19 protein-coding genes and 1 pseudogene are annotated in these 26,903 nt (G+C 72.9%); 11 read left to right on the top strand and 9 right to left on the bottom strand.

What is annotated here, in order from left to right:
- Positions 1-4: 4 nt before the first annotated feature.
- The gene (locus tag ACFPIH_RS25745; protein WP_381167253.1) at positions 5-619 is read right to left on the bottom strand and encodes a helix-turn-helix transcriptional regulator; all 615 of its coding nucleotides are present in this window, start codon (positions 617-619) and stop codon (positions 5-7) included.
- Positions 620-1,006: 387 nt separating this feature from the next.
- Here ACFPIH_RS25745 and ACFPIH_RS25740 point away from each other — a divergent pair, with 387 nt between their 5' ends.
- Positions 1,007-1,915: a hypothetical protein gene (locus ACFPIH_RS25740; protein WP_381167251.1), complete on the top strand. Its 909-nt coding sequence runs from the start codon at positions 1,007-1,009 to the stop codon at positions 1,913-1,915.
- A gap of 18 nt (positions 1,916-1,933) precedes the next feature.
- Here ACFPIH_RS25740 and ACFPIH_RS25735 read toward each other — a convergent pair whose 3' ends face one another.
- Complete coding sequence (locus tag ACFPIH_RS25735; RefSeq protein WP_381167249.1) at positions 1,934-4,789, bottom strand: helix-turn-helix transcriptional regulator; 2,856 nt, start codon at positions 4,787-4,789, stop codon at positions 1,934-1,936.
- 243 nt (positions 4,790-5,032) lie between these two features.
- Between ACFPIH_RS25735 and ACFPIH_RS25730 the strand changes: the two genes are divergently transcribed.
- The 8 genes and pseudogenes from ACFPIH_RS25730 to ACFPIH_RS25695 all read left to right on the top strand — a co-directional run bounded on the left by ACFPIH_RS25730 (position 5,033) and on the right by ACFPIH_RS25695 (position 16,987).
- The gene (locus tag ACFPIH_RS25730) at positions 5,033-7,945 is read left to right on the top strand and encodes an AAA family ATPase (protein WP_381167247.1); all 2,913 of its coding nucleotides are present in this window, start codon (positions 5,033-5,035) and stop codon (positions 7,943-7,945) included.
- Positions 7,946-7,985: 40 nt separating this feature from the next.
- Complete coding sequence (locus tag ACFPIH_RS25725) at positions 7,986-8,444, top strand: VOC family protein (protein ID WP_381167245.1); 459 nt, start codon at positions 7,986-7,988, stop codon at positions 8,442-8,444.
- A gap of 14 nt (positions 8,445-8,458) precedes the next feature.
- The gene (locus tag ACFPIH_RS25720) at positions 8,459-9,286 is read left to right on the top strand and encodes an SDR family oxidoreductase (protein WP_381167243.1); all 828 of its coding nucleotides are present in this window, start codon (positions 8,459-8,461) and stop codon (positions 9,284-9,286) included.
- 426 nt (positions 9,287-9,712) lie between these two features.
- A pseudogene (locus tag ACFPIH_RS25715) lies at positions 9,713-9,832 on the top strand (cyclase family protein); the annotation flags it as partial.
- Between the two features lie 157 nt (positions 9,833-9,989).
- A complete protein-coding gene (locus ACFPIH_RS25710; RefSeq protein WP_381167241.1) occupies positions 9,990-12,920 on the top strand; it encodes a SpoIIE family protein phosphatase in 2,931 nt (976 codons plus the stop codon).
- A 61-nt stretch (positions 12,921-12,981) separates the two neighbouring features.
- Complete coding sequence (locus ACFPIH_RS25705) at positions 12,982-14,523, top strand: sugar ABC transporter ATP-binding protein (RefSeq protein WP_381167239.1); 1,542 nt, start codon at positions 12,982-12,984, stop codon at positions 14,521-14,523.
- Positions 14,520-15,575, top strand: a complete 1,056-nt coding sequence (locus ACFPIH_RS25700) for an ABC transporter permease (protein WP_381167237.1) — start codon at positions 14,520-14,522, stop codon at positions 15,573-15,575. The genes ACFPIH_RS25705 and ACFPIH_RS25700 overlap by 4 nt, the downstream gene beginning before the upstream one ends.
- Positions 15,572-16,987 (top strand): substrate-binding domain-containing protein, encoded by a 1,416-nt coding sequence (locus tag ACFPIH_RS25695; RefSeq protein WP_381167235.1) that lies wholly within the window; start codon positions 15,572-15,574, stop codon positions 16,985-16,987. The genes ACFPIH_RS25700 and ACFPIH_RS25695 overlap by 4 nt, the downstream gene beginning before the upstream one ends.
- A 7-nt stretch (positions 16,988-16,994) precedes the next feature.
- Here the strand turns inward: ACFPIH_RS25695 and ACFPIH_RS25690 are convergent, their stop codons facing one another.
- Positions 16,995-17,531, bottom strand: coding sequence for a hypothetical protein (locus ACFPIH_RS25690; protein ID WP_381167233.1), 537 nt, complete (start codon positions 17,529-17,531; stop codon positions 16,995-16,997).
- Between the two features lie 65 nt (positions 17,532-17,596).
- On the opposite strand from ACFPIH_RS25690, the gene ACFPIH_RS25685 reads away from it, so the two are divergent.
- On the top strand, positions 17,597-18,382 hold the full coding sequence (locus tag ACFPIH_RS25685; RefSeq protein ID WP_381167231.1) for a cyclase family protein: 786 nt from the start codon (positions 17,597-17,599) through the stop codon (positions 18,380-18,382).
- Entirely contained in the window at positions 18,379-20,019 is a 1,641-nt protein-coding gene (locus tag ACFPIH_RS25680) for a thiamine pyrophosphate-binding protein (RefSeq protein ID WP_381167229.1), read from the top strand. The genes ACFPIH_RS25685 and ACFPIH_RS25680 overlap by 4 nt, the downstream gene beginning before the upstream one ends.
- Here the strand turns inward: ACFPIH_RS25680 and ACFPIH_RS25675 are convergent.
- From ACFPIH_RS25675 to ACFPIH_RS25650, 6 genes are read right to left on the bottom strand one after another with little or no spacing between them, the layout of a single operon-like run.
- Positions 19,970-21,055 carry an ABC transporter ATP-binding protein gene (locus tag ACFPIH_RS25675; RefSeq protein ID WP_381167227.1) on the bottom strand — a complete coding sequence of 362 codons (1,086 nt, stop codon included), beginning with the start codon at positions 21,053-21,055 and terminating at the stop codon, positions 19,970-19,972. The two genes, ACFPIH_RS25680 and ACFPIH_RS25675, sit on opposite strands and share 50 nt — an antisense overlap.
- Complete coding sequence (locus ACFPIH_RS25670) at positions 21,052-22,071, bottom strand: ABC transporter ATP-binding protein (RefSeq protein ID WP_381167225.1); 1,020 nt, start codon at positions 22,069-22,071, stop codon at positions 21,052-21,054. The genes ACFPIH_RS25675 and ACFPIH_RS25670 overlap by 4 nt, the downstream gene beginning before the upstream one ends.
- On the bottom strand, positions 22,064-23,032 hold the full coding sequence (locus tag ACFPIH_RS25665) for an ABC transporter permease (protein ID WP_381167223.1): 969 nt from the start codon (positions 23,030-23,032) through the stop codon (positions 22,064-22,066). The genes ACFPIH_RS25670 and ACFPIH_RS25665 overlap by 8 nt, the downstream gene beginning before the upstream one ends.
- A 7-nt stretch (positions 23,033-23,039) precedes the next feature.
- Positions 23,040-24,056 (bottom strand): ABC transporter permease, encoded by a 1,017-nt coding sequence (locus ACFPIH_RS25660; RefSeq protein WP_381167221.1) that lies wholly within the window; start codon positions 24,054-24,056, stop codon positions 23,040-23,042.
- Entirely contained in the window at positions 24,053-25,777 is a 1,725-nt protein-coding gene (locus ACFPIH_RS25655; protein ID WP_381167219.1) for an ABC transporter substrate-binding protein, read from the bottom strand. The genes ACFPIH_RS25660 and ACFPIH_RS25655 overlap by 4 nt, the downstream gene beginning before the upstream one ends.
- A 53-nt stretch (positions 25,778-25,830) precedes the next feature.
- Positions 25,831-26,727 carry a proline iminopeptidase-family hydrolase gene (locus ACFPIH_RS25650; protein ID WP_381167217.1) on the bottom strand — a complete coding sequence of 299 codons (897 nt, stop codon included), beginning with the start codon at positions 26,725-26,727 and terminating at the stop codon, positions 25,831-25,833.
- Positions 26,728-26,903: the final 176 nt, after the last annotated feature.

Here is a 26,903-nt window from a genome sequence, read left to right as displayed (position 1 = left end):
GGGTTCAGATCAGTCCCGCCCGGATGGCGTAGGAGACGGCGTGGGCGCGGTTGCGGGTCCGCATGCGCTCCATCGCGCCGTAGAGGATGTATCTCACCGTGCGTTCGGAGTAGGAGAGTTCCGTCGCGATCTCGTCGCACTGTTTGCCTTCGGCGATCAGGCGCAGTACGTCCACCTCGCGGGCGCTCAGTTGGGACACGGCCCTGGCCCGGGAGACGGGGACGTTCTGCTCCGTCCGCTCCGGGTGCCGCACCTGACGGGTGAGGGCCCCCGGGCGCGTGGGCGTGCTCCCGTCGCCGCCGGCCACCGCGCGCACGGTGCGGGCGAAGACGTCCGGGCTGCAGAAGTCCCACCACACGACGGCGTGGACGCCCCGCTTCTGCGCCGCCGGTACATCGGCCTGCCACCGCTTGCCCACCACCACGAGGAAGCGTGCGCCAGGTCTGTCGCACAGGCGGGGGAGCAGTTCGAGCGCGGAGTCGTCCGCCACGTCCACGGCGACCACGATCACGTCGGCCTCCCGGGTCCTGTCGCGCGGCAGTTCCCGCAGACGCGGGTCCAGTGCGACGAAGCCGGCCAGCCCGGCGCGGACCAAGGGGGCGGGTGCGTGTATCGCCACGCGCACGGTCTCCATGAGTACCCGCTGAGGCATACGCCCCCCCAACTCACACCTGAGGTCGTTCATTTGGTTCAAGTGGCGATAGTGCCATCCGCGGGTACGCGGCATCCGCGCTACGGGTCCGAGGGTGCGCCGGTCGAGGGAAATCTGGCGCGAGTGGCCGATGACGGGAGAGTTGTACAGACCGGCAAGGTTCGCGGGTTCGGCTTCCACCGGACGCGGCGGGCACACCACGATGACCGGGCGGCGCGTCAGGCCCGACGGGTGGGGGCCCGTCCCGGGGGTGGCAGCGCGGTCCGGTGCTCGGTATGCCGTGCGGCCCGAGGCACTCCGGCGCGTTTTCAGGATTCTCAGTAACACAGGATTCTCAGCAACAAGGGGGGCCGCGTGATCGCGTCCATCGTCCTGCCCGTGGTGTTGGTCGTGGTGCTGCTCGGGGCAGTCGCCGCACTGATCCGGCGCACACGCAAGGGCGGCACCCGGAAGGCCCTCGAGACGGTCGCCCTGGGCCTGCGGGCGGTGGCCGAGGGGCGCCCGCACGGCACCCGCCCGCTGCCGGAGGTGCACGCCGTCTTCTACTCGGCACAGCGTCTGACGTTACGGCTCGCCGAAGCCGACGCGCCCGCGCCGGCGCCCTGGACCGCGGACGTCTCGGGGAAGGAGTGGTCGGTGGAACCGGCCAGCCTGCGCCGGACCGGCAACGTGGGCGCCGGGCACACCCATCCGTACTCCCTGACCGTCACGCTCGGCCGCCACGGCGACGACAGGGTGCTGGTCGACCTCTCGCGGCTCGCGGGGACGATCGCCCTGACGGGTGACAACAACGATGTCCTGCGCCTGGCGCAGGCCCTCATCACCGAACTCGTCTCGGGACCGGTCGGGCTCCTCGCCACGGTCGTCCTGGTGGGAACGGCGGCCTCCCCCTCCGTCACCGACGGACTGGGCGCGCGGTCGCCCCGTCTGCACACCGCGGACACCCAGGGCGAGGCGCTGACCTGCGGACCCAGCGAGCCGTCCGGACCCGTCCCGCCGGCTTCGGCGTTCCAGACCCGGCACATCCGCCACGACCGCGCCACGGTGGCCACCGGGTCACCCTCCCGCCGGCTGTTCGTGGTGACCGCCGCCCAGTTCCGCAACGAGAAGTGGCGGGACACCCCGCTGCGCGGGACCGACACGCTCCTGGTGCTCGGTTACATCCCCCACGCGGACTGGCAGTTCCAGATCAACGCGGACGGCTCCCTGGACACCGGCCGGCTCGGTCTCCCCATCGACACCCATACGGCCTGCTTCTCCTGAGCCGGGAGGCGGCTGTGCTCACCCGCCCAAGAGGCCGAACCGCCCCGCCCGGGAACCCGTCGGGTCGCGGTCGGCGAGGCTGCCGTCCAGCCAGGCCGCGGCCAGCTCCACCCGGGAGCGGCACCCGGTGCGCTGGAACAGCAGCGTCAGCCGCCGCTCCACGGTCTTCTCGCTCCACGCGAGCCGTGCCGCGATCTGCCGGTTGGTCGCCCCGCGGCTGACCATCGCGGTCAGCATGACGTCCTGCTCGCTCAACTCGTCGCCGGCCGGACGCGACCTCGGCTGTGCGGCGCCCCGCCGCCGCGTCATATGGCCGAGGGTCGTACGGGTGGCGCGCCCGATGCCCAGCAGCCCCGCGATGCTCGTGGCCTCCGCCAGCCACCGGTCGGAGTCGTCGTCGATCTCCACCAGGCACAGACAGCAGAGCAGTTCCAGATACGCGTCGCCCCGTTCGCGCACCGACCGGAGGGCGCCCGAGGCGCTGTCCATGTCGCCGTGCACCAGACCGCGCGCGAAGAGCACCGCCTCGCGCGTCATCGGGGAGCCCACTTCCCGGTCCAGCGCCTCCAGTTCCGCCAGCGCCCCCTCCATGGCCCGGGGCATGGCCTCCAGCAGGGCGAACGACAGACACCGCAGCAGCACCTTCTCGACGCCCGCGAGCAGGCCGCTCGCGCGAGCGCGCCGTATGTCCTCACGCGCTCCATCCAGGGCCTCCGCCACTTGGCCCGACCAGTACCGCAGGCCCAGCCTCGTCCAGGCGACGAGCGGGTGGGCCACGGTGTCGGGTATCAGCTCGAGCCATGTCCGCGCCTGTTCGAACTCCCCGCGCACACAGCGGATCTCGGCCGCGAGCGCGCGAGCCGGATGCGCGCCGGCCGCCGTCGTGCCACGGGTCCGGCCGCGCGCCTCGATCCGGCGGGCGGTCACCAGGGCGTGGTCCCAGTCGCCCTTCAGATAGTCGCCCACCATGGCGTGGTACAGCGCGGCGGTGCTGTTCCCCGGCCCCGTGTAGCGGTCACCGAGCACGGCGCCCAGGGCACCGGCCAGGTCCGCGTGGGCGACCGCGTTCCGCAGCCGGTCCAGGCTCTGTACGCCGTCCACGCCGTCCACGCCGTCCACGCCGGGCGGCAGGGCGGCGAGCAGGTCGGCGCGGCTGCCCGAGCCGGCGGCCAGCAGGCGCAGTTCCGCGGGTGAGGGCAGCGGCCCTGACCCGGGCCGACCGCGTCCGGTCGGCGCCGGGCGGGCCTCGCCGTCCGTACGGCAGGACACCCGGCTCTGCCCGAACGGACCGGCCAGTGCCGCGAATCCGGTCACGGCGGGTGCCCGTCCGAGAACCTCGCGTCGCCGGACGCCGGCGTCAGGGGCGTACGGCGGTCGGTGCTCGTGCAGTGCCGCCAGGGCCCACACCCCGGCGACGTACTCCAGGTCCTCCCGGTCCCGCTCCGCGGACGGCGTGTCCAGGCAGGCGAGCAGAGGTTCGCCCAGCGCCAGCGCGCCGGCGTGGTCGGCATGGCGCAGGCTCAGCTCGGCGGACTCGCGCAGTACGCCGGGTGTGCGGGGATCGTCCGGCGGCAGACGCCGTAGCGCCGAGGAGTAGGCGCGCACCGACCGGGGCCAGTCCGACCTGGCGTCCGTACGGGCCGCCGCCAGCAGCACATCCACCGCGAGGACGTCGTCCAGCCCGGACCCGGCGGCTGTCACGTGATCGGCCAGACGGGGGTAGCCGCCGCCCGCCGTCTCCGCGCCCAGCCGGTCGGTCAGCGAGGTGACGATCAGGGTGTGCAGCGGCGGCACGGCATGAGGGGTGGGCAGTGCGCGCAGCGCCGCCGCGAACGCCGGAACGGCGAAGGCGATCCGGCCGTCCTCGTCGACGGTCAGGATCCCGTCCCTGAGCAGGGGGCTCAGGGTCCGGTCGACGACGCCGTCCCGCCGCGGGCCCCCGCGCTTCAGCCGGTACAGATCGTCGAGCCGGATCTCGGCGTGTCCGAGGTTGCGGGCCGCCGCGGCCATCGCGTCCAGGGCGGCCGTGTCCGGCGGTGCGCCCGGCCGGCAGAGCCGGCTCAGCTCCGACACATCCGTGCCGAGCCGCAGTGCCGACTCCGGCTCGGTCAGACACACCTGACCGTCGATTTCCAGTAAGTCGCCGTGCCCGTCCATCGAGTCGAGCACCGACAGCACCGCCTCGGGGATGCCGGCCATAGGGCCCAGCGCCCGCAGCACCGCCGTCACCAGCGCCGGTTCGACCGGGCGGCCGAGCCGCCGTACGACGAGGGCCTCGACGTCGGCGGGCCGCAGCGGCGGCAGTTCGAGCAGCCGGTCCGCCGCCGCCGTCAGCTGCGACAATCCGCCGTCTCCGGGGTGGACCGGCCGGCCGGCCATCACCATCGGCACGCCGGCCGGGCGGAAGAGGCGCAACAGCAGGCCGAGCGCGGACGCTGTTGCCGCCGGCATCCGCTCCACGTCGTCGACCATCACGGCGAAGGGGATCCGCCGGGCGGCGTCCGCGAGGACCTCGCTCAGCACGGACAGCAGCGTCAACTCACCGTCGCGGCCGGTGGTCTTCAGCCGGATCCGGCGGACGGCACTGCCGCGGGCCGGGCTCCGGCGGTCGTGGATCCTGGTGAGTACGTGATGGACGCCGTCGGCCAGAGCGGTGGCGCCGGGCGGGCTCTCACCCTCGGGCCAGCGCAGTCGTAGGACTCTGGCGCCTTCCGCGACCACCGCGCGCCGGGCCTCTTCCAGCACGGCGGTCTTGCCCGTTCCGGCTCCGCCGACGACCAGCAGAGTGCGCGCCGGGGCGCCGGTGGACAGCAGGGTGTCCGCCACTTCCCGGATCTCGCTGTCCCTGCCGATGACGGACCCGAACTCCCGCACCCCACCCTCCCGCTCCGGTACCCCGTGTGTGAACGGCCGGCTGGAGCAGGAACGTTCGCGGCTCGACGCGCTTCCGGAGCCCGCCGCCCGACGGAAACAACCCTACGGAAACGACCTTACGGAAATGACGATAATGGCCGGCGTCGGTCGACAGGGTCCGGACGCCGGGACGTCGGACGCTCGGTGCCCCCGGGGTCGTCACCGCCTGCCCGGAAGGTGTCGTCGAAGAGAGTGCGGTGGACAGTGACTGCTCCGTCCGAAAGTCCCTGGCCGGTGCGCGGCGGTACGGCCGCGAGCCTCGACCTCGCGACCGACTGCCTGGTGGGCCGCGCGCGGGAACTGGACGAGGTGCACGGCCGGCTGAGTGATCCCGGCGGGCCGCGTCTGCTGCTCGTGCGGGGTGAACGAGGAGTCGGGCGCACCGCGTTGGTGCGCGCGGTGGCCGAACGGCTGCGTACGGAGGGGACCTCCGTGCTTGCGGTGGGATGCGTTCCGGGGGACGGCGACCGGCCGCTCGTACTGGCGCTGCGGCTGGTCATGGCCCTGGAGGAACACCGGTCCGCCACCGGTCGGCAGCAGCCGGCGAAGGCGGTCGCAGCGGCGCTGCGGGCGGCCGAGCAGCGCGACGGGACGGTGCTGGCCGCACTGCTGCGCGCCGCACTGGAGCGGTCCGCACCCGTGGTCGTGGCGCTGGACGACCTCCAGCACGCCGACGCCGGTTCGCTGGCCGTGCTCCACGGGACCGACTTCGCGCGCGTGCCGCCCGGTGTCCGGCTGCTGGCCTCGGCGGCGCAGACCGGCGGGCGAACTGCCGGCGGGTCGGTGGATCAGCTGGCCGGTGCCGAGTGGGCGCGCACCGTCGTGCTGTCCCGTCCCGGGCCGGAGGACACCACCGCCCTGGTGGCACGGCGGTTACAGGCGACTCCTGACACCAGCCTGGCCCGCCGGGTGCGCGAACTGACGCGCGGCTTACCCGGGGCGGTCGACGCCCTGCTCACCGAGTGGACCCGGCAGGGCGCGGTCAGAGTGGCCGACGGCCACGCCTTCGTCGGAGTGCGGACGCCGACACCGGTGCTGCCGGACGGCGACCGCTACCTGAGGGCGCTGGAGGCGCTGGGCGAGCCGGGTCGCGCGGTGGCCGGGGCACTGAGCATCCTGTGGCCGCTCGGCCGGCCGGCCGCGGAACTGATCGCCAGGTCGACCGGACTGTCCGCCGACGCCGTCGACGACGGGATCCGTCACCTGGTCGACGCGGAGGTCGTCGAAGAGCTGCCCGGGCCCGACGGCGACACGGCACGGGGCTGGACTTTCGCCATTCCGCTGACGGCGCATGCCGTCCGGGAGCGGCTGGGACCGCTGGAACGCAGCCGGCTGTCCGCCACCGCGGTCGAGGCGCTGTGGGCGGACCAGGACGCGGCGGGCACCAGGTACTCGGGAAGTCCCCCGGGGGTCGCCCTGCTCGACGAGACGGAGGCGGTGGCCTACCTGGCGGACCGGATCGCGGACGCCGGCGCCCTCGTCGACCGCGACCGGGCGGTCACCGACCTCACGGCCGCCGCGAAATGGCGGTACCCCGACTCCGGGGGCAGGGGGCTGCTCCGGTGGTGCCGGGCGGCGGGCAACCTCACCGAGCGGCCCGCCGACCGGGTGTCGACCCTCCAGCGGTATGCCAAGGCCGCCTACCAGGTGGGGGACTTCCGGACCGCCCGGACCATCGCCGAGTCGATGCTGCGCAACCTCGCGGACGTCCTCAGCCCGTTGGCGCTCCAGGACACCGCCAACGTCTTCACGGCGGCGACGGGCAACGACGAGGACTGGGGCGCGCTGACCCGGCTGGCCACGGCGCAGTGGTGGGACGAACTGGGGCTGCCCCCGCTGGTCACCGTGACCGGCCGGGCGCTGGCCCTGTCCCAGCTGGAGAGGTGGCAGGAGGCGCTGGACCTGCTGGCCCGGACGGAACACGTGTGGGCCACCGACGTCCGCGCCGGTGTGAAGCCCTCCTACTTCCGCGCCGTGGCGGAAATGGCGCTGGGCCGGCCGGAGCTGTTCAGAGCCTCACTGGCCCTGACGGAGGCGTCGTACCTCGGTGCCGACCATGTGCACGCGCTGGCGACCACCATGTTCGACGAGCTGCTCAGCGCCCGGGACCTGCACACCGCGGAGGCCCTGCTGACCGCGCAGGGCATCACGGCCGACGCGCTGGCCCCGCGCAGCCTGTTCCTCTGGCGTCATCTCCAGGGCCGGTGGGACGAGGCGCTGGAGCCGGCCCGCTGGATGCTGGCGAACAACCAGACCCGTACACCCGTGGCGGACGGCTGTGTGATTCCCGCCCGGACCGCGGCCGTTCTCCTCGCCCGGGGCCGCCCCACGAGCGCCCGCCGTCTCGTCGACAGCGTGCGCCACAGCGGGGAGGGCCCCCGGGAGTACTCCCTGGACGCCGTCGCGGCGGAGGTACGGCGGACCCTCGGCGACCTGACCGGTGCCGAGCGGATCCTGCGGCGCGGCCTGGAGGCGGCGGACACCGGGGGACACGTCGTCGGCCTCGACGAACTGTGGGCCTCCCTCGCCGAGATCCACGCGGAGACGGGACGCACGGGTGAGGCGGTGACCTGTCTGGCACGCCTGGAGCGGATCTCCGGCCTGACGGGCGGCGGACGGAGCCGGCTGAGGTATCTGCTCGCGTCCGCCCGGGTCCTGCGGCAGGACAGTCCCGGCGCCGCCCGGGAGCACCTCCGGGAAGCCGTGGAGCTGGCACGCTCGCGCAGCCAGCCCTTCGAGACCGCGACGACCCTCGTCGCCGCCGCCACCGCCGACGCGGGCCCGGCAGCCCTGCTGAACGAGGCGTACGAGCTGTTCGGCGGGATCGGCGCCGCCCTGCCGCGCTTCCACACCAGGGCCGCCATGCGTGCGGCCGGGATCGCCGTCCCGGGACGCCGGCAGGCCACCACCGAGAACGAGGAGCTGCTCGGGACCCTGATCGCCGAAGGGCTGACCAACCGCCGGATCGCCGGGGTGCTGCGGCTCAGTGAGGACGCGGTGGCCAACCGGCTGTCCCGGCTGTTCGCCCGTACCGGGCTGCGGTCCCGCACCGAGGTGGTCACGGCCGTGCTCACCGGCGGGGCCCGGTCCCGCGCCATTGTGTCCCCCCGGGGCTAGTGTCAGAATGCTGTTCTCGCTCAGGAGAACGGGGTTTCCGATGCATCCGGCGGATCAGTTCCACATCGGTCTCGTCGTCGACGACGTCGACTCGGCGGCGGCCGAACTGTCGGCCCTGCTCGGCTACGAGTGGTGCGAGGAGATCGGGGGAGAGGCGCGGGTCGTCCTCCCCGACGGTGGTGACGCCCTCGTCGACCTCAGGTCCGTGTACTCGATGTCCACGCCCCGGATCGAACTCGTCCCCGGTGTTCCCGGGACCCTGTGGCAGCCCGCCGACTCGGGGATCCATCACCTCGGCTACTGGTCCGACGACGTGGCGGCCGACTCCGCCGAACTCGCGAGGCGCGGCCATGCGGCCGAGGCCCTCGGCGTACGGCCGGACGGCACCGCGTACTGGGCGTTCCACCACGGCCCGGGCGGACCACGGATCGAACTCGTCACCCGCACGCTCCAGCCGGTCCTGGAGCGCTACTGGGCGACGGGCAGGAAACCGCGGTGAAGGGGGAGGCGCGGATGGATGCTGTGGGAGTCGTGACCGGCGCCGGCCGGGGCATGGGACTGGAGTGCGCGCGCCGGCTGACCGGCACGGTCGACCGGCTGGTGCTGGTCGACCGGGACGGCGCGAGCGCGACCGCCGCAGCGCGCGAACTGTCGGGGCGCGGAGCGGTCGTGGAACCCTTCGAGCTGGACATCAGCGACGCCGAGGGGCTCACCGGACTCGCCCGGCACATCTCCGGGCTCGGCACGCTCCGGGCCGTCGCCCACGCCGCCGGGATCTCGCCCACCATGGGCGACTGGCGCCGTATCCTCACGGTCGACCTCGTGGGCACGGCCCTGCTGGCCGAGACGCTCCGCCCGCTCGTCACCCGGGGCACGGCGATGGTGTGCTTCGCCTCGATGTCGGCGGACTTCGCGCCGGCCGAGCCGAACCCGCCGGTGGAGGAGGCGCTGGACGATCCGCTCGACGCCCGCCTCTTCGACCGGTTCCGCGCCGCCCTGGGGCCGTCCGCCGAGGACCCGGGCCCGGCCTACTCGTGGGCCAAGCACGGGGTCCGGCGTTTCGTACGGCGTGAAGCGGTGCGGGTCGGTCCCCTCGGCGGCCGGGTCTGCTCGGTGTCGCCCGGGATCGTCGGCACACCGCAGGGCCGGCAGGAGGCCGAGCACCACCCGTCCATGAAGGCGCTGGTCGAGCGGACGCCGCTCGGCCGGGAGGGCCGTCCGGAGGAGATCGCCGCCGTGGTCGCGTTCCTGCTCTCCGACGAGGCGTCGTTCCTCACGGGGGTGGACATCCTGGTCGACGGCGGAGTGATCGCCGCGCTGGGCGCCGGGGTCGGCCCGTAGAGCGTCACCATGCATCGATGGCCACTCCCACCAGTCCCGGGCCGCTGTCCGGAGCAGGTCGCGGACGCGGACCACGTCCGGGTCGCACCCTCCGCGTAGCTGATCAGCGGACCGTCCCGGAGCACGGCGCACAGGCCGTCGGCCCCGGGCTGCCCGGCGACCTGCCCGGTCCAGGGGACGGCGGGGCGGCCTCCCCGGGCGTGTGCCAACCTGGAGTCCCGATCGTGGGAGCGGTGCATGCGGATGACCTCTGACGCCGCCGGTCCGGTCGTCTCCCGGCCGGAGTTCGACGCGCTCTTCGACGCGGTGCGTACCTGGGGGCGCTGGGAGCAGGCCGACCGCGGGGCCTGGAACCGGGTGACCGCGGAGGTCAGGGCCCGACAACCCCGAACCCACCCTGCACCACATGACCGTCCTCGGCGTCCGCTGGCCCTGGCCGCCGCCGCGACCGCCGCGGCCGGCCGGCGCACGTTCATGCTCGTCGTGGCGCCCCTGAACATTCCCGGCGGAACGGGCTCGCCCCTTACCCCCGTCGCGGTCCTGTGACGGCCGGCCCCGGCCCGGTCACCAGGCGTGAAGGCGCCGGACGGCCATGACTGCCGCAACTAATGTCCGTATCCTCGTCAATGTCAGTTACTTCACGATAAGCGGTTTATCGCAGCTGTGAGTGAGGCAAGGCGTGGTGCGGTCCGGCAGGGAACCGATGCCCACGGGGCATACGGCAGGCGACTCGGGGCCCGTTCGTTTCCGCGAGCGGTTCCTGCAGGGCGAGCCGGTCGAGACGGGTGTGCGGGCGTCGATCCTGGACTCGTGGCAGCGCTGCCGGTCCCTGGGTCTTTCGCCCGACGGGTCCGATCTGCCCTTCACCGACGACTTCGACCCCGACGGGCGGATCGTGCGAGCCGCAGCGCCGGTGCTCGACCGGCTCCAGGCCCGGTTCTCCGGCAGCCAGATCAACATCTCCGTCGCCGACGCGAACGGGACGGTCCTGCTGCGCCGCTTCGGCGAGGCGTCGCTGGCCCGGAGCCTCCCCGCGATCCAGCGGGTGCCGGGCTTCGTCTTCGCCGAGCGGGTCGCCGGCACCAACGGCATCGGGCTCGCCCTGGCGGAGCGCGACCTCATCCGCGTCTACGGCGCCGAGCACTTCGCCGAACGCTCCCAGGCCAACGCCTGCGTGGCGCTGCCCGTCCGCGATCCGCTCAGCGGACGGATCGAGGGCGTGCTGTGCTTCGGCTACCCGCGCAGCGCCGAGAACCCGGCCCTGGGCGACATGATCCGCAGAGCCGCGCGGGCCGTGGAACGACGGCTGCTGCGGCAGAGCTCCGCACGGGAACGCGCCCTGCTGCGGGCCTACCTGGCCACCGGTACCGGCGCCGCGACCGGGCTCGCCCGTGGGAACACGGTGGACGAACCGGCCCTGGATCTCCGCCCCGACGACCGGGCCGTCCTCATGGAGAAGGCCGCCGAGCTGATCTCCCGCGCGCAGCGCGCCGCCATGGGCGTGTCCCTGCCCGACGGGCGCCGGGTCACGCTGGTCAGCCGCCCGATGACCAGCGCCTCGGGGGTGGAGGGCCTCGCCGTCGAGGTCCTGCTGCCCGGCCCCGCATCCGCGGCGCCCCTGATCGTCCCGCACCAGGTCGAGGAACTCCCCGGCACCTCCACGAACCACGTGGACCACGCTGACCATGCTGTCGCCGCCGCCGTTTCGCGGCTCGCGCGCCTCGCCACCGCCTCGCCTCTCCGGCGCGGGCCCCGAGACGTACCGGCCGCCACGCGCGCGGTCACCGCCGACGCCGTACCCGACAGGCTGCTGGTCGCCGCCACGACGTACGAGCCGACGGAGCCCCGTGAGATCGCGGAGCGTCCGGAGCCCGCAGAGCCCGCCGGTCTTTCCCGGTCCGGAACCCCGGAACTGCCGTCCTCGTCCCGCCGGCTCGTGTTGTTCGGTGAGTCCCAGGTGGGGGCCTACGCCGTCGCCGCGCGTCGCCGGCTGGAACTGTTGTCCGAGGCCAGCGCCAGTATCGGCACCACGCTGGACGTACGGCGTACCGCCGAGGAACTCGCCGAGACCGCCGTTCCCGGGCTGGCCGACTTCGTCACGGTCGACCTGCCCGACGCGGTGATGCGCGGCGAGGAGGCCGACGACCCGCTCGGCGACCTGCGCCGCACGGTCGTCCACGGCATCCGCGACGGTCTGCCGTTCACCCCGGTCGGCAAGCGGATCGACTTCGGCTCCACCGCTCCCCAGCTGCGGTGTCTGACCAGCGGCCGGGCGGAACTGGAGCCGGACCTGAAGGCCGCCGCGGGCTGGCTCGCCCAGGACCCCGAGCACACCGAACAGCTGCTGGCCCACGTCCACTCCCTCATCGCCGTACCCCTGGTCGCCCGCGGTGTCGTCCTGGGCGTCGCCAGCTTCTACCGCGCCCAGGACCCGGCCCCCTTCGGCGACGACGACCGGTCACTGGCCCAGGAACTCGCCCACCGCGCCGCCCTGTCCGTCGACAACGCCCGCCGCTACACCCGGGAACGCGCCATGGTGCTGGCCCTGCAGCGCAGGCTCCTCCCGCACGGGCTGCCCGACCAGGACGCCGTAGAGGTCGCCCACCGCTATCTGCCCGCCGAGTCCGACGTGGGCGGCGACTGGTACGACGTCATCCCCCTCTCCGGCGCCCGGATCGGCCTGCTGGTCGGCGACGTCGTGGGGCACGGCATGCTGTCCGCCGCCACCATGGGCCGGCTGCGCACCGCCGCCCGCAGCTTCGCCGAGCTCGACTTCCCGCCGGAGGAGGTCCTCAGCCACCTAGACAACCTCGTGGGCCGTCTGGACCGGGACGACCCCGACGGCGAGGGCGCCGGCATCATCGGCGCGACCTGCCTGTACGTCATCTACGACCCGACCTCGCAGCGGTGCCACATGGCCCGCGCCGGGCACCCCCCGCCCGCCCTGGTCCACCCCGACGGCAGCGTCACCTACCCCGACCTGCCCGCCGGGCCCCCGCTCGGCCTCGGCGGGCTGCCCTTCGACGCCGTCGAGGTCGATCTGCCGGAGGGCAGCCAACTCGTCCTCTACACCGACGGACTCATCGAGGACCGGCACCGCGACGTGGACGCCGTACTCGAACAGCTGCGCGAGGCCCTGTCCCATCACCCGGAGCGCACCCCCGAGGACACCTGCCAGGCGATCCTCGACAGCGTGGCGCCCACCCATCCGTGCGACGACATCGCCCTGCTCGTCGCCCGCACCCACGCCCTGGACCCCGACCGCATCGCCACCTGGGAACTCGCCCCCGACCCCGCCCTGGTCGGCGAGGTCCGCGCCGCCGCCCTCCGCAGGCTCGCCGACTGGGGGCTCGACGACGCCGCGTTCGCCGTCGAACTGATCCTGAGCGAGCTGATCACCAACGCCATCCGGCACGGCGCCGGGCCCATCCGGGTCAGGCTGCTGCACCACCGCACGCTGATCTGCGAGGTCTCCGACGCCGGCAACTCCGCCCCGCACCTGCGCCGGGCGGGCACCACCGACGAGGGTGGCCGCGGCCTGTTCCTCGTCGCACAGCTGGCCCGCACCTGGGGTACCCGGCACCTGCCCGAGGGCAAGGTCATCTGGGCCGAATGCGGGCTCGACGGTGTGTGAGACGGCGTGTGCGCCGAGGCTCGGCGCCCCATATTGTCGGAATTGATGTAATTTTTCTCCCGTGCGCGACGCTCCCGGCCCGTCTCCGGCTTCCCCCTTCGAGGCGGAACCCGTGGTCCGCATCCGCGGGCTCGGCAAGCGGTTCGGCGGCACCGTCGCGCTGGCCGGCGTCGACCTCGACGTCCACGGCGGCAGCGTCCTGGCCCTGCTCGGACCCAACGGCGCCGGAAAGTCCACGCTCATCAAGGTGCTCGCCGGTGTCCACCGCCCGGACCAGGGGCGGATCACGGTGGCCGGGCATCCGCTCGGCAGCCATGCCGCCACCCGCGCCATGTCCTTCATCCACCAGGACCTCGGGCTCGTGGAGTGGATGACGGTCGCCGAGAACATCGCTCTCAGCACCGGGTACGGCCGCCGCGCCGGACTGATCTCCTGGCGCCGCACCCGCGGGCGCTGCGCCGACGCGCTCAGGACCGTCGCCGGACACCTCGACCCCGACACGCCGATCGCCCGGCTCGCCCCCGCCGAGCGCTCGCTCGTCGCGATCGCCAGGGCCCTGGCGGAGGACGCGAAGCTCATCGTCCTCGACGAGCCCACCGCCCGCCTCCCGGCCGCCGACAGCGCCCGGCTCTTCCGCGTCCTGCACGATCTGCGCGACCGGGGCCACGCCGTCCTCTACGTGAGCCACCGCCTCGACGAGGTGTACCAGGTCGCCGACACCTTCGCCGTCCTGCGCGACGGCCGTCTGGTCAGCCGGGGCCCCCTCGCCGGCCACAGCCCCGCCCGCCTGGTGCACGACATCGTCGGCGCGCAACTCACCGACCGCCGCCCGGCCGCCGCCCCCGCCCCCGGACCCGCAGTCCTGGCCCTCGACGGCGTACGCACCACGGGCGCGGGTCCGGTCAGCCTGGAACTCAGGGCGGGCGAGGCCCTGGGCCTGGTCGGTCTCTCGGGCGCCGGGCAACTGGAGCTGGGCCGCGCCCTCGCCGGCGCCCTGCCCCTCCACGGCGGGACGGCCCTGCTCGGCGGCCTGCCCTACCGCCCCCGCACGGTCGCCGACGCCGTCGGACTGGGCGTCGGCCTCGTCCCCGGTGACCGGCTCAGGGAAGGCTGCCTGCCCCAGCTGACCGTACGCGAGAACCTCCTCGCCAACCCCCGGGCCGACGGCCTCCCCGCGCTCCACCGGATCCGCCCCCGCCGCGAACGCGCCGAGGCCGCCGGCCTGATCGACCGGTTCGCGGTGCGCCCGCGCGACAGCGAGGCCCCCATCGCCGTGCTGTCCGGCGGGAACCAGCAGAAAGTCATGATCGGCCGATGGCTCCGGGCGGGCCCGCGCCTGCTGATCCTCGAGGAGCCGACCGCCAGCGTGGACATCGGCGCCAAGGCCGCGATCCACCGCCTCCTCGACGAGGCACTGGCCCAGGGCCTCGCCGTCCTCCTCGTCTCCACCGACTTCGAGGAGGTGGCGGACGTGTGCCGGCGCGCCCTGGTCCTGGTCCGCGGGTCCGTGACGGCCGAGCTCGGCGGTAAGGCCCTCACGGCCGCCGAACTCACCCGGGCGGCCTCGGCCATGCCCCCGTCCGGAACCGGTACCCGGCCATGACCGCCCGTCGGCCCGGACCGGGCGGCCATCTCGTCGGCGCCTACGGCCTGCCCGCCCTCACCGTCCTGCTCGTCCTGGTCTTCTCCCTCGCCCTGCCGCGCACCTTCCCCACGCTCGACACCGTCGACTCGATCCTGTCCACCCAGTCCATCCCGGCCGTCCTCGCGCTCGCCGCCATGGTCCCCATCGTGACCGGGGCGTTCGACCTCTCCATCGGCTACGGCCTCGGACTGGCCCACGTCATGGTGCTGCAACTGATCGTCGAGGAGGGCTGGCCCTGGCCGCTCGCCTGCGTCGTCGTGGTCGTCGGCGGCGGGATCGTGGGCGTCCTCAACGGCGTGGTCGTGGAGTTCGGCCGGATCGACTCCTTCATCGCCACCCTCGGCACCGGCAGCATGATGTACGCCGTCACCGGCTGGGTCACCGACGGCGGCCGGATCGTCCCCGGTCCACAGGGCCTCCCGGACGCCTTCACCGACCTCTACGACTCGAAGTTCCTCGGCCTCCCGGTACCCGCCTTCTACGTCCTCGCGCTCGCCGCCGTCCTCTGGCTGGTGCTGGAGCGGCTGCCGCTCGGCCGGTACCTGTACGTCGTCGGCTCCAACCCGCGCGCGGCCGAACTCGTCGGCATCCCGACCCGCACCTGCACCGTGTACGCGTTCACCGCGTCCGGGCTGATCGTCGGGTTCGCCGGGGTGCTGCTCGCGGCCCAGCAGCAGATCGGCAACCCGAGCGTCGGCCTCGACTACCTGCTGCCCGCCTTCGTCGGCGCCCTCCTCGGCTCCACGGCGATCAAACCCGGCCGCCCCAACGCCCTCGGCACCGTCGTCGCCGTGGCCGTCCTCGCCGTCGGCCTCACCGGCATCGGCCAGATGGGCGCCGACTTCTGGACCGTCCCGCTCTTCTACGGCGGCACCCTGCTCATCGCCGTCGGCCTCGCCGGATACGCCGCCCGCCGCCGACTGCGCAGCGGCGTCGGCGCCTCCCGCGACGCGCCAGGGTCATCGGAGTATCCCCAGCCGCCGGGGTCGCCGAAGGGGGGCGGGCCATGACCCACCGCCCGCACGACGCGCCGACGAACGACCGGTGGACCGACTGGGCCGACCACGTTCCGCGCCCGCGCCATCTGCCCAGGCCACCTGCCCAGGCCACCCGCTCAGGCCACTGCCACCGGCCCGTCCTCCCGCTCCTGCTCCCGCGAGGAGATCCCGTGCACGGCAACCGCACCGCCCGTCCAGGTACCGCCCGTCCGGGTACCGCCCTTCCCGGCGCTGCCCGCCAAGAGGTCCGACCCCGGGGCCGACTCGGGGTCCGCCCCGGCGTCCGACCCGTTCGGCTCGTGCGCTGCGCCGCCGCCCTGCTGGCGACGGCGACCGTCCTCGTCGGCTGTGAACGCGGATCCTCGCGGGAGGGGTCGGGAGAGTCGACCACCGGCCCGAGCGGCTGCCCCGCCGTCTACGCCGCCGCCCGTACGGCCGTCGCCGACGCGGAGCGCACCGACGCCCCCTGGGACGGGCCGACCATCGGCCCCCGCGCGGTGTCCGGCAAGACCCTCGTCTACGTCGCCCAGACGATGACCAACCCCGGTGTCGCCGGCGCCGCGAAGGGTGTTCAGCAGGCCGCGCGGGTCGTCGGCTGGAACGTCCGGGTGATCGACGGCGGCGGCACCCCCGCCGGCATCCAGGCGGCGATGAGCCAGGCGGTCTCCCTCAAGCCCTCGGGCATCGTCATCGGCGGCTTCGACCCCGGCGCGACCTCGCAGCAGGTGACCCGGGCCAACCAGGAGAACATCCCGCTCGTCGGCTGGCACGCGGTCGCCGCTCCCGGGCCCAGCCGGCGCCCGGAACTCTTCAGCAACGTCACCACCCGCGTCCAGGACGTGTCCGCGATCAGCGCCCAGTGGGTGATCGCGCACTCGCGCGGACATGCCGGGGTCGTGGTCATCACCGACGCCTCGATCCCCTTCGCCCGCACCAAGTCCGAGCTGATCAGAAAGGAGCTGGCCACCTGCTCCGGCGTGCGCGTCCTGGCGTACGAGAACATCCCGATCCCGGACGCGAGCAGCCGCACCCCGCGCGAGGTCGACTCCCTCCTCTCCCGCTTCGGCAGCCGGTGGACCCACTCCGTCGCCATCAACGACCTGTACTTCGCCGACGCCGCCCCCGCCTTCCGCGCGGCCGGCGAGAAGGGCTCGGGCCCGCCGTACAACATCGGCGCGGGTGACGGTGACCCCTCCGCCTTCCAGCGTGTCAACAGCGGGCAGTACCAGTCCGCCACCGTGCCCGAGCCGCTGACCCAGCAGGGCTGGCAGATCGTCGACGAGTTCAACCGCGCCTTCTCCGGCAGCTCCGCAAGCGGATACGCGGCCCCCGTCCATGTCTCCACGGCCGGCAACACCGACGGGGCGACCACCTGGGACCCGTCGGGCTACCAGGAGGCGTACCGCAGGATCTGGGGCGGGTGACGTGCGGTCAGTGCCCCGGCAGCCACTCGCTCAACGCGTCGATGAGCCGGTCGAGCGCGGGCCCGTCCGAGGTGCGGTCCGTGACGACCGTACGGCCGTCGAAGCGCAGCGTGTACTGGAACATGTCGGCCGCCCCCGAGCTCATCGCGGTCCCGGGGACGTCCTCCAGGGCCGGATCCCCGAGCAGCGTCCGCAGCTCCGTGAACTCGGCCTTCGTGGCGGGGCTCACCTCGACCTTGTCCTCCTCGGTGGTGCGGACGGTACTGTCGCCCAGCAGGACCACCTCCTGGCGGACCCCGGCGAAGCCTCCCGAGACGGTCATGGTCACCAGCTTCTGGCCCGGCCCGGTGACGGGCACGGGCGTCGGACTCGCGGCAGCGGTAGCGGAGGCAGAGGGAGAAGCCGGGGAAGCCGGGGCAGCCGTGCCGGTGGTGCTCCGTGTCGGCTCCGCCGTACCTCCGTCCTCCCCGGACGTACAGCCGGCCAGGGCCAGCACACCGGTCGCGCACACCGTCACCACGGCCGAACCTCTGGCGAGTACCATGCCACTCCCGCGTGCCGATCACTGATGGACTGTCACATCAGAGTGTTCCCTCCCCGGGAGGTCCCATGTCCACGCCGTCCGTCCTTGCCGCGCTGGTGTCCGCGTTGCGCGCCGGGTCGATCGAAGTGGTCGATCTGACCTCGCCGTTGTCGTCGTCGACGCCGGTGATCCAACTGCCGCCCGCGTTCGGGCAGACGGCGGTGTTCGAACTGGAGGAGATCAGCCGCTACGACGACCGGGGACCGGCCTGGTACTGGAACAACTTCCGCAGCGGTGAGCACACCGGCACCCACTTCGACGCGCCGAACCACTGGGTCACCGGGAAGGACCTCGCCGACGTGGCGTCCGTGCCGGCGGGCCGGCTGGTCGCGCCGGCCGCCGTGCTGGACTTCACCGCCGAGGCCGGGGCAGACCCCGACTTCCTCGTGGAGGTAGAGCACGTCAAGGCATGGGAGGCCGGGCACGGGCCGCTGCCCGAGGGCGGCTGGCTGCTGCTGCGCACCGGCTGGGACGCGCGCGGGCACTCGCAGGAGGCGTTCCTGAACGCGGACGACAACGGCCCGCACACCCCCGGTCTGTCCCCGGAGTGCGCCCGTTGGGTGGCGGAGGAGTCGCCCGTGATCGGCCTCGGGGTGGAGACGGTCGGTACGGACGCCGGGGCCGCGCACGGCTTCGACCCGGCCTTCCCCTGCCACTCCCACCTCATGGGCAGTGGCAAGTACGGGCTGACCCAGCTGCGGAACCTGGACCGGCTGCCGCCCACCGGTGCCGTCGTCGTCGCCGGACCGCTGCCCATCGTCACCGGCTCCGGGGCGCCCGCGCGGGTGCTCGCCCTGGTGGAACGCGCGTGAACGTCGCGGAGGCGGTCGGCCGGGCGCTGACGGCGGCCGGGATCGGCCAGGTCTTCGGGGTGGTCGGATCGGGCAACTTCCATGTCACCAACGCGATGGTCGCCGCCGGTTCGCGCTTCGTCGCCGCGCGCCACGAGGGCGGCGCGGCGACGATGGCCGACGCCTACGCGCGCGTGAGCGGAACCGTGGCCGCGCTGAGCGTCCACCAGGGTCCCGGCCTGACCAACGCCCTGACAGGGATCGCCGAGGCGGCCAAGAGCCGCACCCCGCTGCTCGTCCTGGCGGCCGAGGCGACCGAGCCGCATTCCAACTTCCGCATCGACCAGGACGCCCTGGCCCGCGCGGTGGGCGCGGTCCCGACCCGGATCACCTCGGCCGGGGAGGCGGTGGCGCAGGCCGTCGAGGCGGCAGGGCTCGCGGTGCGCGAACGGCGCACCGTGCTGCTCAACCTGCCCCTCTCCGGCCAGACCCTGGATGTGCCCGACGCCGCGCGGACAGCGGTGGTGCCGCCTCCCGCGCGGGTACCGGTCGAGCCGGTGGCGGCCGACGTCACCGCCCTGGCGCGGCTACTCGAAGGGGCCCGGCGGCCGGTCTTCGTGGCGGGGCGGGGAGCACGCTCGGCCGGGGCCAGGGACGCCCTGGAGGCCCTCGCCGACCACTGCGGCGCACTGCTGGCGACCTCCGCCGTCGCGCGCGGCCTCTTCCACGGCAACCCGTGGTCGCTCGACGTGTCCGGCGGCTTCTCCGCACCCCTCGCGGCCGAAATCGTCGCCTCCGCGGACGTGGTCGTGGGCTGGGGCTGCGCCCTGAACATGTGGACCACCCGGCACGGCGCCCTGATCGGCGCCGACACCGCCGTGGTGCAGGTGGACGACGACCCGTCGGCCCTCGGTGCGCACCGGGCGCTCCGACTGGGCGTCACCGGCGACGTCGAACTCACCGCGCGGCGGGTCCTCGAAACCGGTGGCGGCCGGCGGGAGGGACTGCGCACCGTCGACCTCGCCGAGGCCCTCGCCGCCCGGGTACGCCTGCGGGATGTCCCCTACGAGGACACGAGCGGCGGCGGACGCATCGACCCGCGCACCCTGACCATCGCCCTCGACGACCTCCTGCCCACGGAGCGGGTGATCGGCGTGGACTCCGGCAACTTCATGGGCTACCCGATCATGTACCTGTCGGTGCCGGACGAGAACGGCCTGTGCTTCACCCAGGCCTTCCAGTCGGTCGGGCTGGGCCTCGCCACCGCGATCGGCGCGGCGCTGGCCCGCCCCGACCGGCTTCCGGTGGCCGCCCTCGGCGACGGCGGCGCGCTGATGGGTGCCGCCGAGTTCGACACCGTGCGCCGGCTCGGACTGCCGATGGTCGTCGTCGTGTACAACGACGACGCCTACGGCGCCGAGGTGCACCACTTCGGTCCCGACGGACATCCCCTGGACACCGTCGAGTTCCCGGCGACGGACCTCGCCGCCCTGGCCCGCGGCCACGGCTTCGAGGCGGTGACCGTGCGTACCCGGACCGATCTCCGGGCCGTCGGGGAGTGGCTCGCCGGGCCACGGGCCGCGCCGCTGCTCATCGACGCCAAAGTGGTCAGGGACCGGGGGGCGTGGTGGCTGGAGGAGGCGTTCCGAGGACACTGAGCGGCTCTGCTGCCAGCGGGTAGTGGCAGGCCGTCCAGCGGCCGGGGGCCGTCTCGGTGAGCGGGGGCCGTTCCAGCGCGCAGCGCTCCCGCGCGTACGGGCACCGGGTGCGGAACGGGCAGCCCGTCGGCTTGTCCGCCGGGCTCGGCACCTCACCGGTGAGGACGACACGTTCCCGGGCCGGTGTCGGCGCGCTCCCGTCGTCGAGGTCGGGGACGGCGGAGAGCAGGGCCTGGGTGTAGGGGTGGGAGGGGGCGCCGTACAGGGCCTCCGTCTCGGCGAGTTCGACGATCTCGCCCAGGTACATCACGGCGATCCGGTCCGAGACATGGCGGACCACACCGAGGTCGTGGGCGATGAAGACATAGGTGAGCGCGAACTCGTCCTGGAGGTCGGCGAACAGGTTCAGGACCTGTGCCTGGATCGACACGTCCAGCGCGGACACCGGTTCGTCGGCGACGATCAGCTTCGGTGCGGTGGCCAGGGCGCGGGCGATGCCGATGCGCTGGCGCTGGCCGCCGGAGAACTCGTGCGGGTAGCGGTCCAGGTGCGCCGCCGCCAGGCCGACCACGTCGAACAGCTCGGCGACCCGCCGCCGGACCGCCGCCGCGTTCCCGTACCGGTGGATGAGCAGCGGCTCGGCCACGATCTCCCCGGCGCGGCGGCGGGGGTTGAGCGAGGCGTGCGGGTCCTGGAAGACCAGTTGCATGCCCGGCCGGACCGGCCGCAGCCTGCGGGCCGACAGGGTGCTGATGTCCCGGCCGTCGAACTCGACCCGGCCGCCGGTGAGTTCGGTGAGCCGGACGAGACAGCGGCCGAGCGTGGACTTGCCGCAGCCCGACTCGCCGACCACGCCCAGCGTTTCACCGGCGCGGACCTCCAACGAGACGCCGTCCACGGCACGCAGGACCCTGCGGTGCCGGGCGAACCCGTCCGGGCGCAGCGTGTAGTGCTTGGTGACGTCGGTGGCTCGCAGCAGGACGTCGTCGCGGGGCACGGCCGGCTTCTCCACCGCCTTGAGGTCGTGCGTGGTCACGATGCCACCTCCGTCTGCTGTGCCGACTTCCGCAGTGCCGCCCGGTCGTCGGGCGCCAGCCAGCAGGCGTCGCGGTGCCCGTCCCCGGCCCGACCCGCGGTCAGGCGGGGCAACTCCTCGCACCGGTCGTGCCGCAGCCGGCAGCGCGGTGCGAACGCGCACCCCGGGGGCAGGTCGCCCGGTGCGACGGGCATGCCCGCGATGGTCGGCAGCCGCCGCAGCCGGGCGCCGCCCACCCGGGGCACCGAGTCGAGCAGCCCCCAGGTGTACGGGTGCCGCGGGCCGTGGAACACCGCGCGGCGCGGGCCCTCCTCGGCGACCCGGCCGCCGTACATGACCAGGACCCGGTCGGCGATCTCGGAGACCACGCCCATGTCGTGAGTGATCAGCACCATGGCCGAGCCGCGCGCGTTGAGCTCCCGCATCAGGTCGAGGATCTGCGCCTGCACGGTCACGTCGAGGGCGGTGGTCGGTTCGTCGGCGATCAGCAGCGCCGGGGAGCAGGACAGGGCCATCGCGATCACCGCGCGCTGGCGCATGCCGCCGGAGAACTCGTGCGGGTAGGCCCTGGCCCTGGCGGTCGCGTCCGGGATGCCGACGTCCGACAGGAGTTGTACGGCACGGGAGTTCGCCTCCTTGCGGGAGACCCGCTCGTGCGCCCGGATCTGCTCGGCGATCTGCCAGCCCACCGTGTACACCGGGGTCAGCGCGGTCATCGGGTCCTGGAAGACCATGGCGATCTCCCGGCCCCGTACGGCCCGCATCTCCTTGTCCGGGAGCGTGAGCAAGTCCCGGCCACGGAAGCGGACTTCGCCCGACACGAGCACATTCGGGTTGGTCAGCAGCCGCAGCACCGCCAGCATCGACACGCTCTTGCCGGAGCCCGACTCCCCTACGACGCCCAGGACTTCGCCCGGCGCCACGGAGAGGGAGAGGCCGTCGACGGCGGTGACCCTTCCGGTGCGGGTGCGGAAGGAGACCCGCAGGTCTCGTACGTCCAAAAGAGGTTCAGGCATGGCGGGCCCTCGGGTCGAGTCGCGCGTACAGGATGTCCACCAGGGCGTTGGCGAGGACCACGAAGAACGCGGCGTACAGGACGGTGCCCATGATCACGGGCAGGTCCAGGTTCTGCAGCGCGTCGAAGGTGAGCTTGCCGATGCCGGGGAGGCCGAAGACCACCTCGGTGAGCAGGGCGGCACCGCCGACCAGGGCCCCGAAGTCCAGGCCGAACAGGGACACGATCGGGATGAGCGAGCAGCGCAGGGCGTGCCGGATCAGGATCCGCCGCTCGGACAGGCCCTTGGCGCGCGCGGTGCGCACATAGTCCTCGCCCAGCGCGGTGACGACCTCGCCGCGCAGCAGCCGGGCGTAGATCCCGGCGTACAGCAGGGCCAGGGTGAGCCAGGGGAAGAGCAGGTGCAGCGCCCAGCCGCCCGGGTCGTGGCCGAGGGAGACGTATCCGGGCGGCGGCACCCAGGAGAACACCGAGTCGTGCAGCTGCTTCTGCGTGATCAGGTTGACGACCTCGCCGAGCCAGTACGCGGGCAGCGACACCCCGACCACGCCGACCAGCATGATCAGCGGGTCGGCGGCCCGGCCGCGCAGGGTCGCTGCGGCCGTGCCCATGATGATGCCGGCCGTCATCCAGATCAGGGCCGCGCCGACGACGAGCGACAGGGTCACCGGGGTCGCCTGCACGATCTGCGGGATCACCTTGGAGCCGCGGTTGACGAACGACTCCAGGTCGCGGTCGACCAGCAGGTGACGCATCATCAGCAGATAGCGGACGGGCAGCGGCCGGTCCAGGCCGAAGGAGTGCCGTACCTGGGCCAGCGTGGCCGGGTCGGCGTTGCGGCCGGCGATCCGGGCCGCCGGATCGACGCCCGGGGTGGCGAAGAAGATCAGGAACACCAGCACACTGATCGCGAACATCACCAGCAGGGCGGACGCGAAGCGCTTGAGCGCGAAAGAGAGCACGCTTACCTCACACCCCTCCGCGCAGCCGGGCGCCCGGGTCGAGCGCGTCGCGCACCCCGTCGCCCAGGACGTTGAGCGCGGCGGTGGTCAGGGCGATCAGCAGTCCGGGGGCGATCGTCACGGCCGGGCGGGTGTAGAGCAGCCCCAGACCGTCCTCGATGATCGTGCCCCAGCTGGCGTCCGGCGGCTGCACACCGACCGAGAGGAAGGACAGGGCGGACTCCGTGAGCATGGCGAGCGCGGTCATCAGCGGCACGAAGACCAGCGCCGTCGGCAGGACGTTGGGCAGCACCTCGCGGCGCAGGACGCGCAGCGTGGGCGCTCCGGAGCCGACGGCGGCCTGGATGAACTCCTTCTCGCGCAGCACCAGCACCTGGCCGCGCAACGGGCGGGCGACGTACGGGACGTAGATCGCCGCGATGATCACGATCGGCAGCCAGAGGCTTCCGGCGTCCACGGTGAGGGGGCCCAGCCGCAGTCCGTCGGTGAGCAGCACGACCGACAGACAGATCGCCAGCAGATACACCGGGAACGCCCAGATCACGTCCAGGATCCGCGAGATGACGGCGTCCACGACCCCGCCCGTGTACCCGGCGACGACCCCGACGGCCGTACCGAGGCCACAGGTGAGCAGGGCCGCCGTGAAGCCGATGAACAGACTGGTCCGGCCGCCGTACAGCAGTCGGGCCATGACGTCGCGGCCCTGGTTGTCGGCGCCGAGGAAGTAGTGGGCGGGGTCCCAGGTCGGGCCGATCGGGGTGACGCCGAGACCGAGGCCTGTGCTGCTCGGGGTGAGCACCGGCACCGTCTTCCCGCCGACGACCGTGGTGCCGGAGACATGGGACTGGAAGGGGTCGGTGTGCGCGATGTGGTCCGCGTACAGCGGCGCGCACAGGGCCGCCGCGATGACGATCAGCAGGACCACGGCAGCGGCCAGCGCCGGCCTGTTGCGGGACAGGTCGGCGGCGGCCGTCCGCCAGGGGCCCGGCGAGCGCCGGACCCCTGCCGAGGGGGACAGGTTCACTTCACCCACAGCTGCCCGACCAGCATGTAGAACTGCTTGCTGAACTGGTAGTTGCCGACCCGGGTCGACGTGAAGTCGATGATCTTCGGGTTGATCAGCGGGACCACCGGAGACTCGGCCATCACCGCCTGGTCGATCGCGCCCCACTGCTGGTCCGCGCTCTTCTGGTCGGTCTGCGCGGTCTTCAGCGCCGTCTGCATCTTCGCGTCGATGCCCTTGTCGCAGAACCCGGAGATGTTGATGCTGGAATCGCTGCCCGGGTGGTAACTGGCGCAGGACAGCAGCACGTTGAGGAAGTCCGAGGCCGCCGGATAGTCCTGGTACCAGGACGTCAGCGCCAACTGCACCTTGTTCTTGGTGTTCTGGATGTAGGTGAACTGGATGTTCCCCGACAGGGGCTTGAGCGTCGCCTTGTAGCCGAGCTGGGTCAGCAGGCTCTGCAGGTACTGTCCGATGGACTTGTTGACGTCGTCGTCCTGGACGACGATCCCGACCTCCTGCCCCGCCGTGCCGGACTGCTTCACCAGCTCCTTGGCCTTGGCGAGGTCCGCTGCCGTCCAGGTCTTTCCGCCGCCCTTGGTGTAGTCGCAGGAGTCGACGTGCCCGGGGAAGCCCGGCGGCAGGACCGTGCAGGCGGGGGAGGCGAGGTTCGTGCCGCCGTACAGCCGCACCACGGCGGACCGGTCGACGGCCCAGTTGATCGCCTGGCGCGCCAGCTTGTTGTTGAACGGTGCCATGTTGACGTTCAGCGTCGCGTACCAGAACGCGGTCAGCGGGTTCACATGCGCCCGGGAGGCGTACTTGGTGCCGATCTCGTTGAGCCGGTCGGCGGGCGGCGGGTCGTACATCCAGTCCGCCTGGCCGTTCTCGACGGCGGTGACCTCGGACTCGACCGTCTGGCCGAAGGTGTAGTCGATGGCGTCGGGGTAGCCCTGCGGCTCCGCCTCCCGCGACCACTCCTTGAAGTGCGGGTTGCGCACCAGCTTCAGCGCCCGGTTCGGGTCGTAGGAGGCGGCCATGTACGGGCCGGTCGTCGGCAGCGGCTTTGTGCCGGCGTCCTTCGCCGGAGAGTCCTTCGGTACGACGCTGGCGTGCGGGACGGCCAGCTTGTACGGGAACTCGGGGTCCGCCGCCGTGAGGTTGACGGTGACCGTGTTCGTCTTCGCGTCGCCGACCACGCCCTTGTCCAGGGTGCAGGAGGCCGGCGTCTTCAGGCAGGCGTCCGCGCCGACGATGCCGTTGTAGAAGGTGCCCGCGGTGGGGCTCGACACCTTGAAGATGCGCTGGAAGGACGCCACCACGTCGTCGGTGGTCAGTGCCTTGCCGTTGGAGAAGGTGATGCCCTTGCGGAGGGTGAAGGTGTACGTCTTGCCGCCGTTGGTCACCTTGGGCATGGCCGCGGCCAGGTCCGGTACGACGGTGAACGACTGCTGCCCGCCGACCTTCTTGAAGGAGAGCAGTCCGTCGTACATCGACTGGAACAACTGCCAGTACTGAAGTGTGTAGTTGACCTGAGGGTCGAAGCTGCCCGCAGCCGCGTGCGCGACCAGTTGCAGGGTGCCGCCCTTGTGCTGCGGCTGGAAGGCGGCCGAACCCGCGCCGGAGGAGGACGCGGTCGGGCCGGAGGACGATTCGTCGCCGGAGGACGAACAGGCGGCGGCGGTGAGGGTGAGGGCGACGGTGGCGGCGGCGAGGGCGGCCCGTCTCGATCTGCGGGACATGGTGAGGAACTCCCGTCGGGGGATCAGTCTCTGGCGTCTGAGTCGGTGGACTCTCAGTCGGTGGAGTCGAGGAACGAGCCCACGACCCGGAGGTAGAGCTCCTCCTCCTCGACGTGCGGCATATGGCTGGAGCGCTCGAACATGTGCCAGCGCACATCGGGGATGTGGTCGGCGAAGGGACGCAGGGTCTCGGGAGTGGCCTCGTCGAAGCGACCGGACACCAACAGGGTCGGCACCTCGATCTGATGCAGCCGGTCGATGACCGACCAGTCCTTCAGCGTGCCGACGACATGGAACTCGTTAGGGCCGTTCATCGTGTGGTACACGGTCGGATCGGCCGCGATGTTGTCCCAAGTGGCCAGTACTTCCGGCGGGTTGGGCACGAGACGGCACACATGCCGTTCGTTGAAGACCTGCTCGGCGGCCCGGTAGTCGGGGTGGTCGGTGGTCCCGGCCGTCTCATGGGCGTGCAGGGTGTGCTGGACCTCAGGGGGCAGCTCGGCGCGCAGTTCGGCCGCCGCCCGCAGCCACAGCTCCATGGAGGCGGGGGAGTTGGCGATGACCAGCCCGCGCAGCCCGGGAGGGCGGCGTACGGCGTGCTCGGCGGCGAGCATGCCGCCCCAGGACTGGCCGAGCACGTGGTAGGCCCCTGCGATCCCCAACTCCTTGAGGAGGTTGTCGAGTTCGTCGAGGAAGAGCTGGACGGTCCAGAAGTCCGCGCCCTTGTCCGGCAGATGCGTGGACGCTCCGGTGCCGAGCTGGTCGTAGTGGATCACGGGGCGTCCCTGCCGGGAGATGCCCGCGATGCTGAGGGTGTAGTGGTGGCCGGCGCCGGGTCCGCCGTGCAGGACGACCAGGGGTGTCCTGCCGGGTTCGCCGGTGATCCGGTACCAGGTGGACCAGCCGTTGAAATCGACGGTGTCGGTGTGGTTCGGTTCGGGGATCGCCACGGGAGAGCCTCCCAGACCGGCCGGAAACAGCCGATCGCTGTCTGAAACATAATGGGTGTGACGGTTGGATGAGATGGTGATTGGATAAAAGGTCAGTGCACAAGACCTTTTGGTGGGGCCGGGGCAAGTCGTAACGGTGCGTTTACCTGGGCCCCGCGCGTTAACAGAAGCGGCTA

It is taken from the genome of Streptomyces vulcanius, from assembly GCF_042653945.1.
GTDB classification, from domain to species: Bacteria; Actinomycetota; Actinomycetes; order Streptomycetales; family Streptomycetaceae; genus Streptomyces; species Streptomyces mangrovi.
Note: the sequence above shows the minus strand (reverse complement) of the source record. Positions and strands in the feature narration are given on the sequence as shown.

Excerpts from the sequence above, each read along its gene's own strand:
- ACFPIH_RS25685 (WP_381167231.1), top strand. The coding sequence starts at position 17,597 with ATGTCCACGCCGTCCGTCCTTGCCGCGCTGGTGTCCGCGTTGCGCGCC.
- ACFPIH_RS25710 (WP_381167241.1), top strand. The coding sequence starts at position 9,990 with ATGCCCACGGGGCATACGGCAGGCGACTCGGGGCCCGTTCGTTTCCGC.
- ACFPIH_RS25655 (WP_381167219.1), bottom strand. The coding sequence starts at position 25,777 with ATGTCCCGCAGATCGAGACGGGCCGCCCTCGCCGCCGCCACCGTCGCC.
- ACFPIH_RS25695 (WP_381167235.1), top strand. The coding sequence starts at position 15,572 with ATGACCCACCGCCCGCACGACGCGCCGACGAACGACCGGTGGACCGAC.
- ACFPIH_RS25670 (WP_381167225.1), bottom strand. The coding sequence starts at position 22,071 with ATGCCTGAACCTCTTTTGGACGTACGAGACCTGCGGGTCTCCTTCCGC.
- ACFPIH_RS25700 (WP_381167237.1), top strand. The coding sequence starts at position 14,520 with ATGACCGCCCGTCGGCCCGGACCGGGCGGCCATCTCGTCGGCGCCTAC.
- ACFPIH_RS25725 (WP_381167245.1), top strand. The coding sequence starts at position 7,986 with ATGCATCCGGCGGATCAGTTCCACATCGGTCTCGTCGTCGACGACGTC.
- ACFPIH_RS25720 (WP_381167243.1), top strand. The coding sequence starts at position 8,459 with ATGGATGCTGTGGGAGTCGTGACCGGCGCCGGCCGGGGCATGGGACTG.
- ACFPIH_RS25690 (WP_381167233.1), bottom strand. The coding sequence starts at position 17,531 with ATGGTACTCGCCAGAGGTTCGGCCGTGGTGACGGTGTGCGCGACCGGT.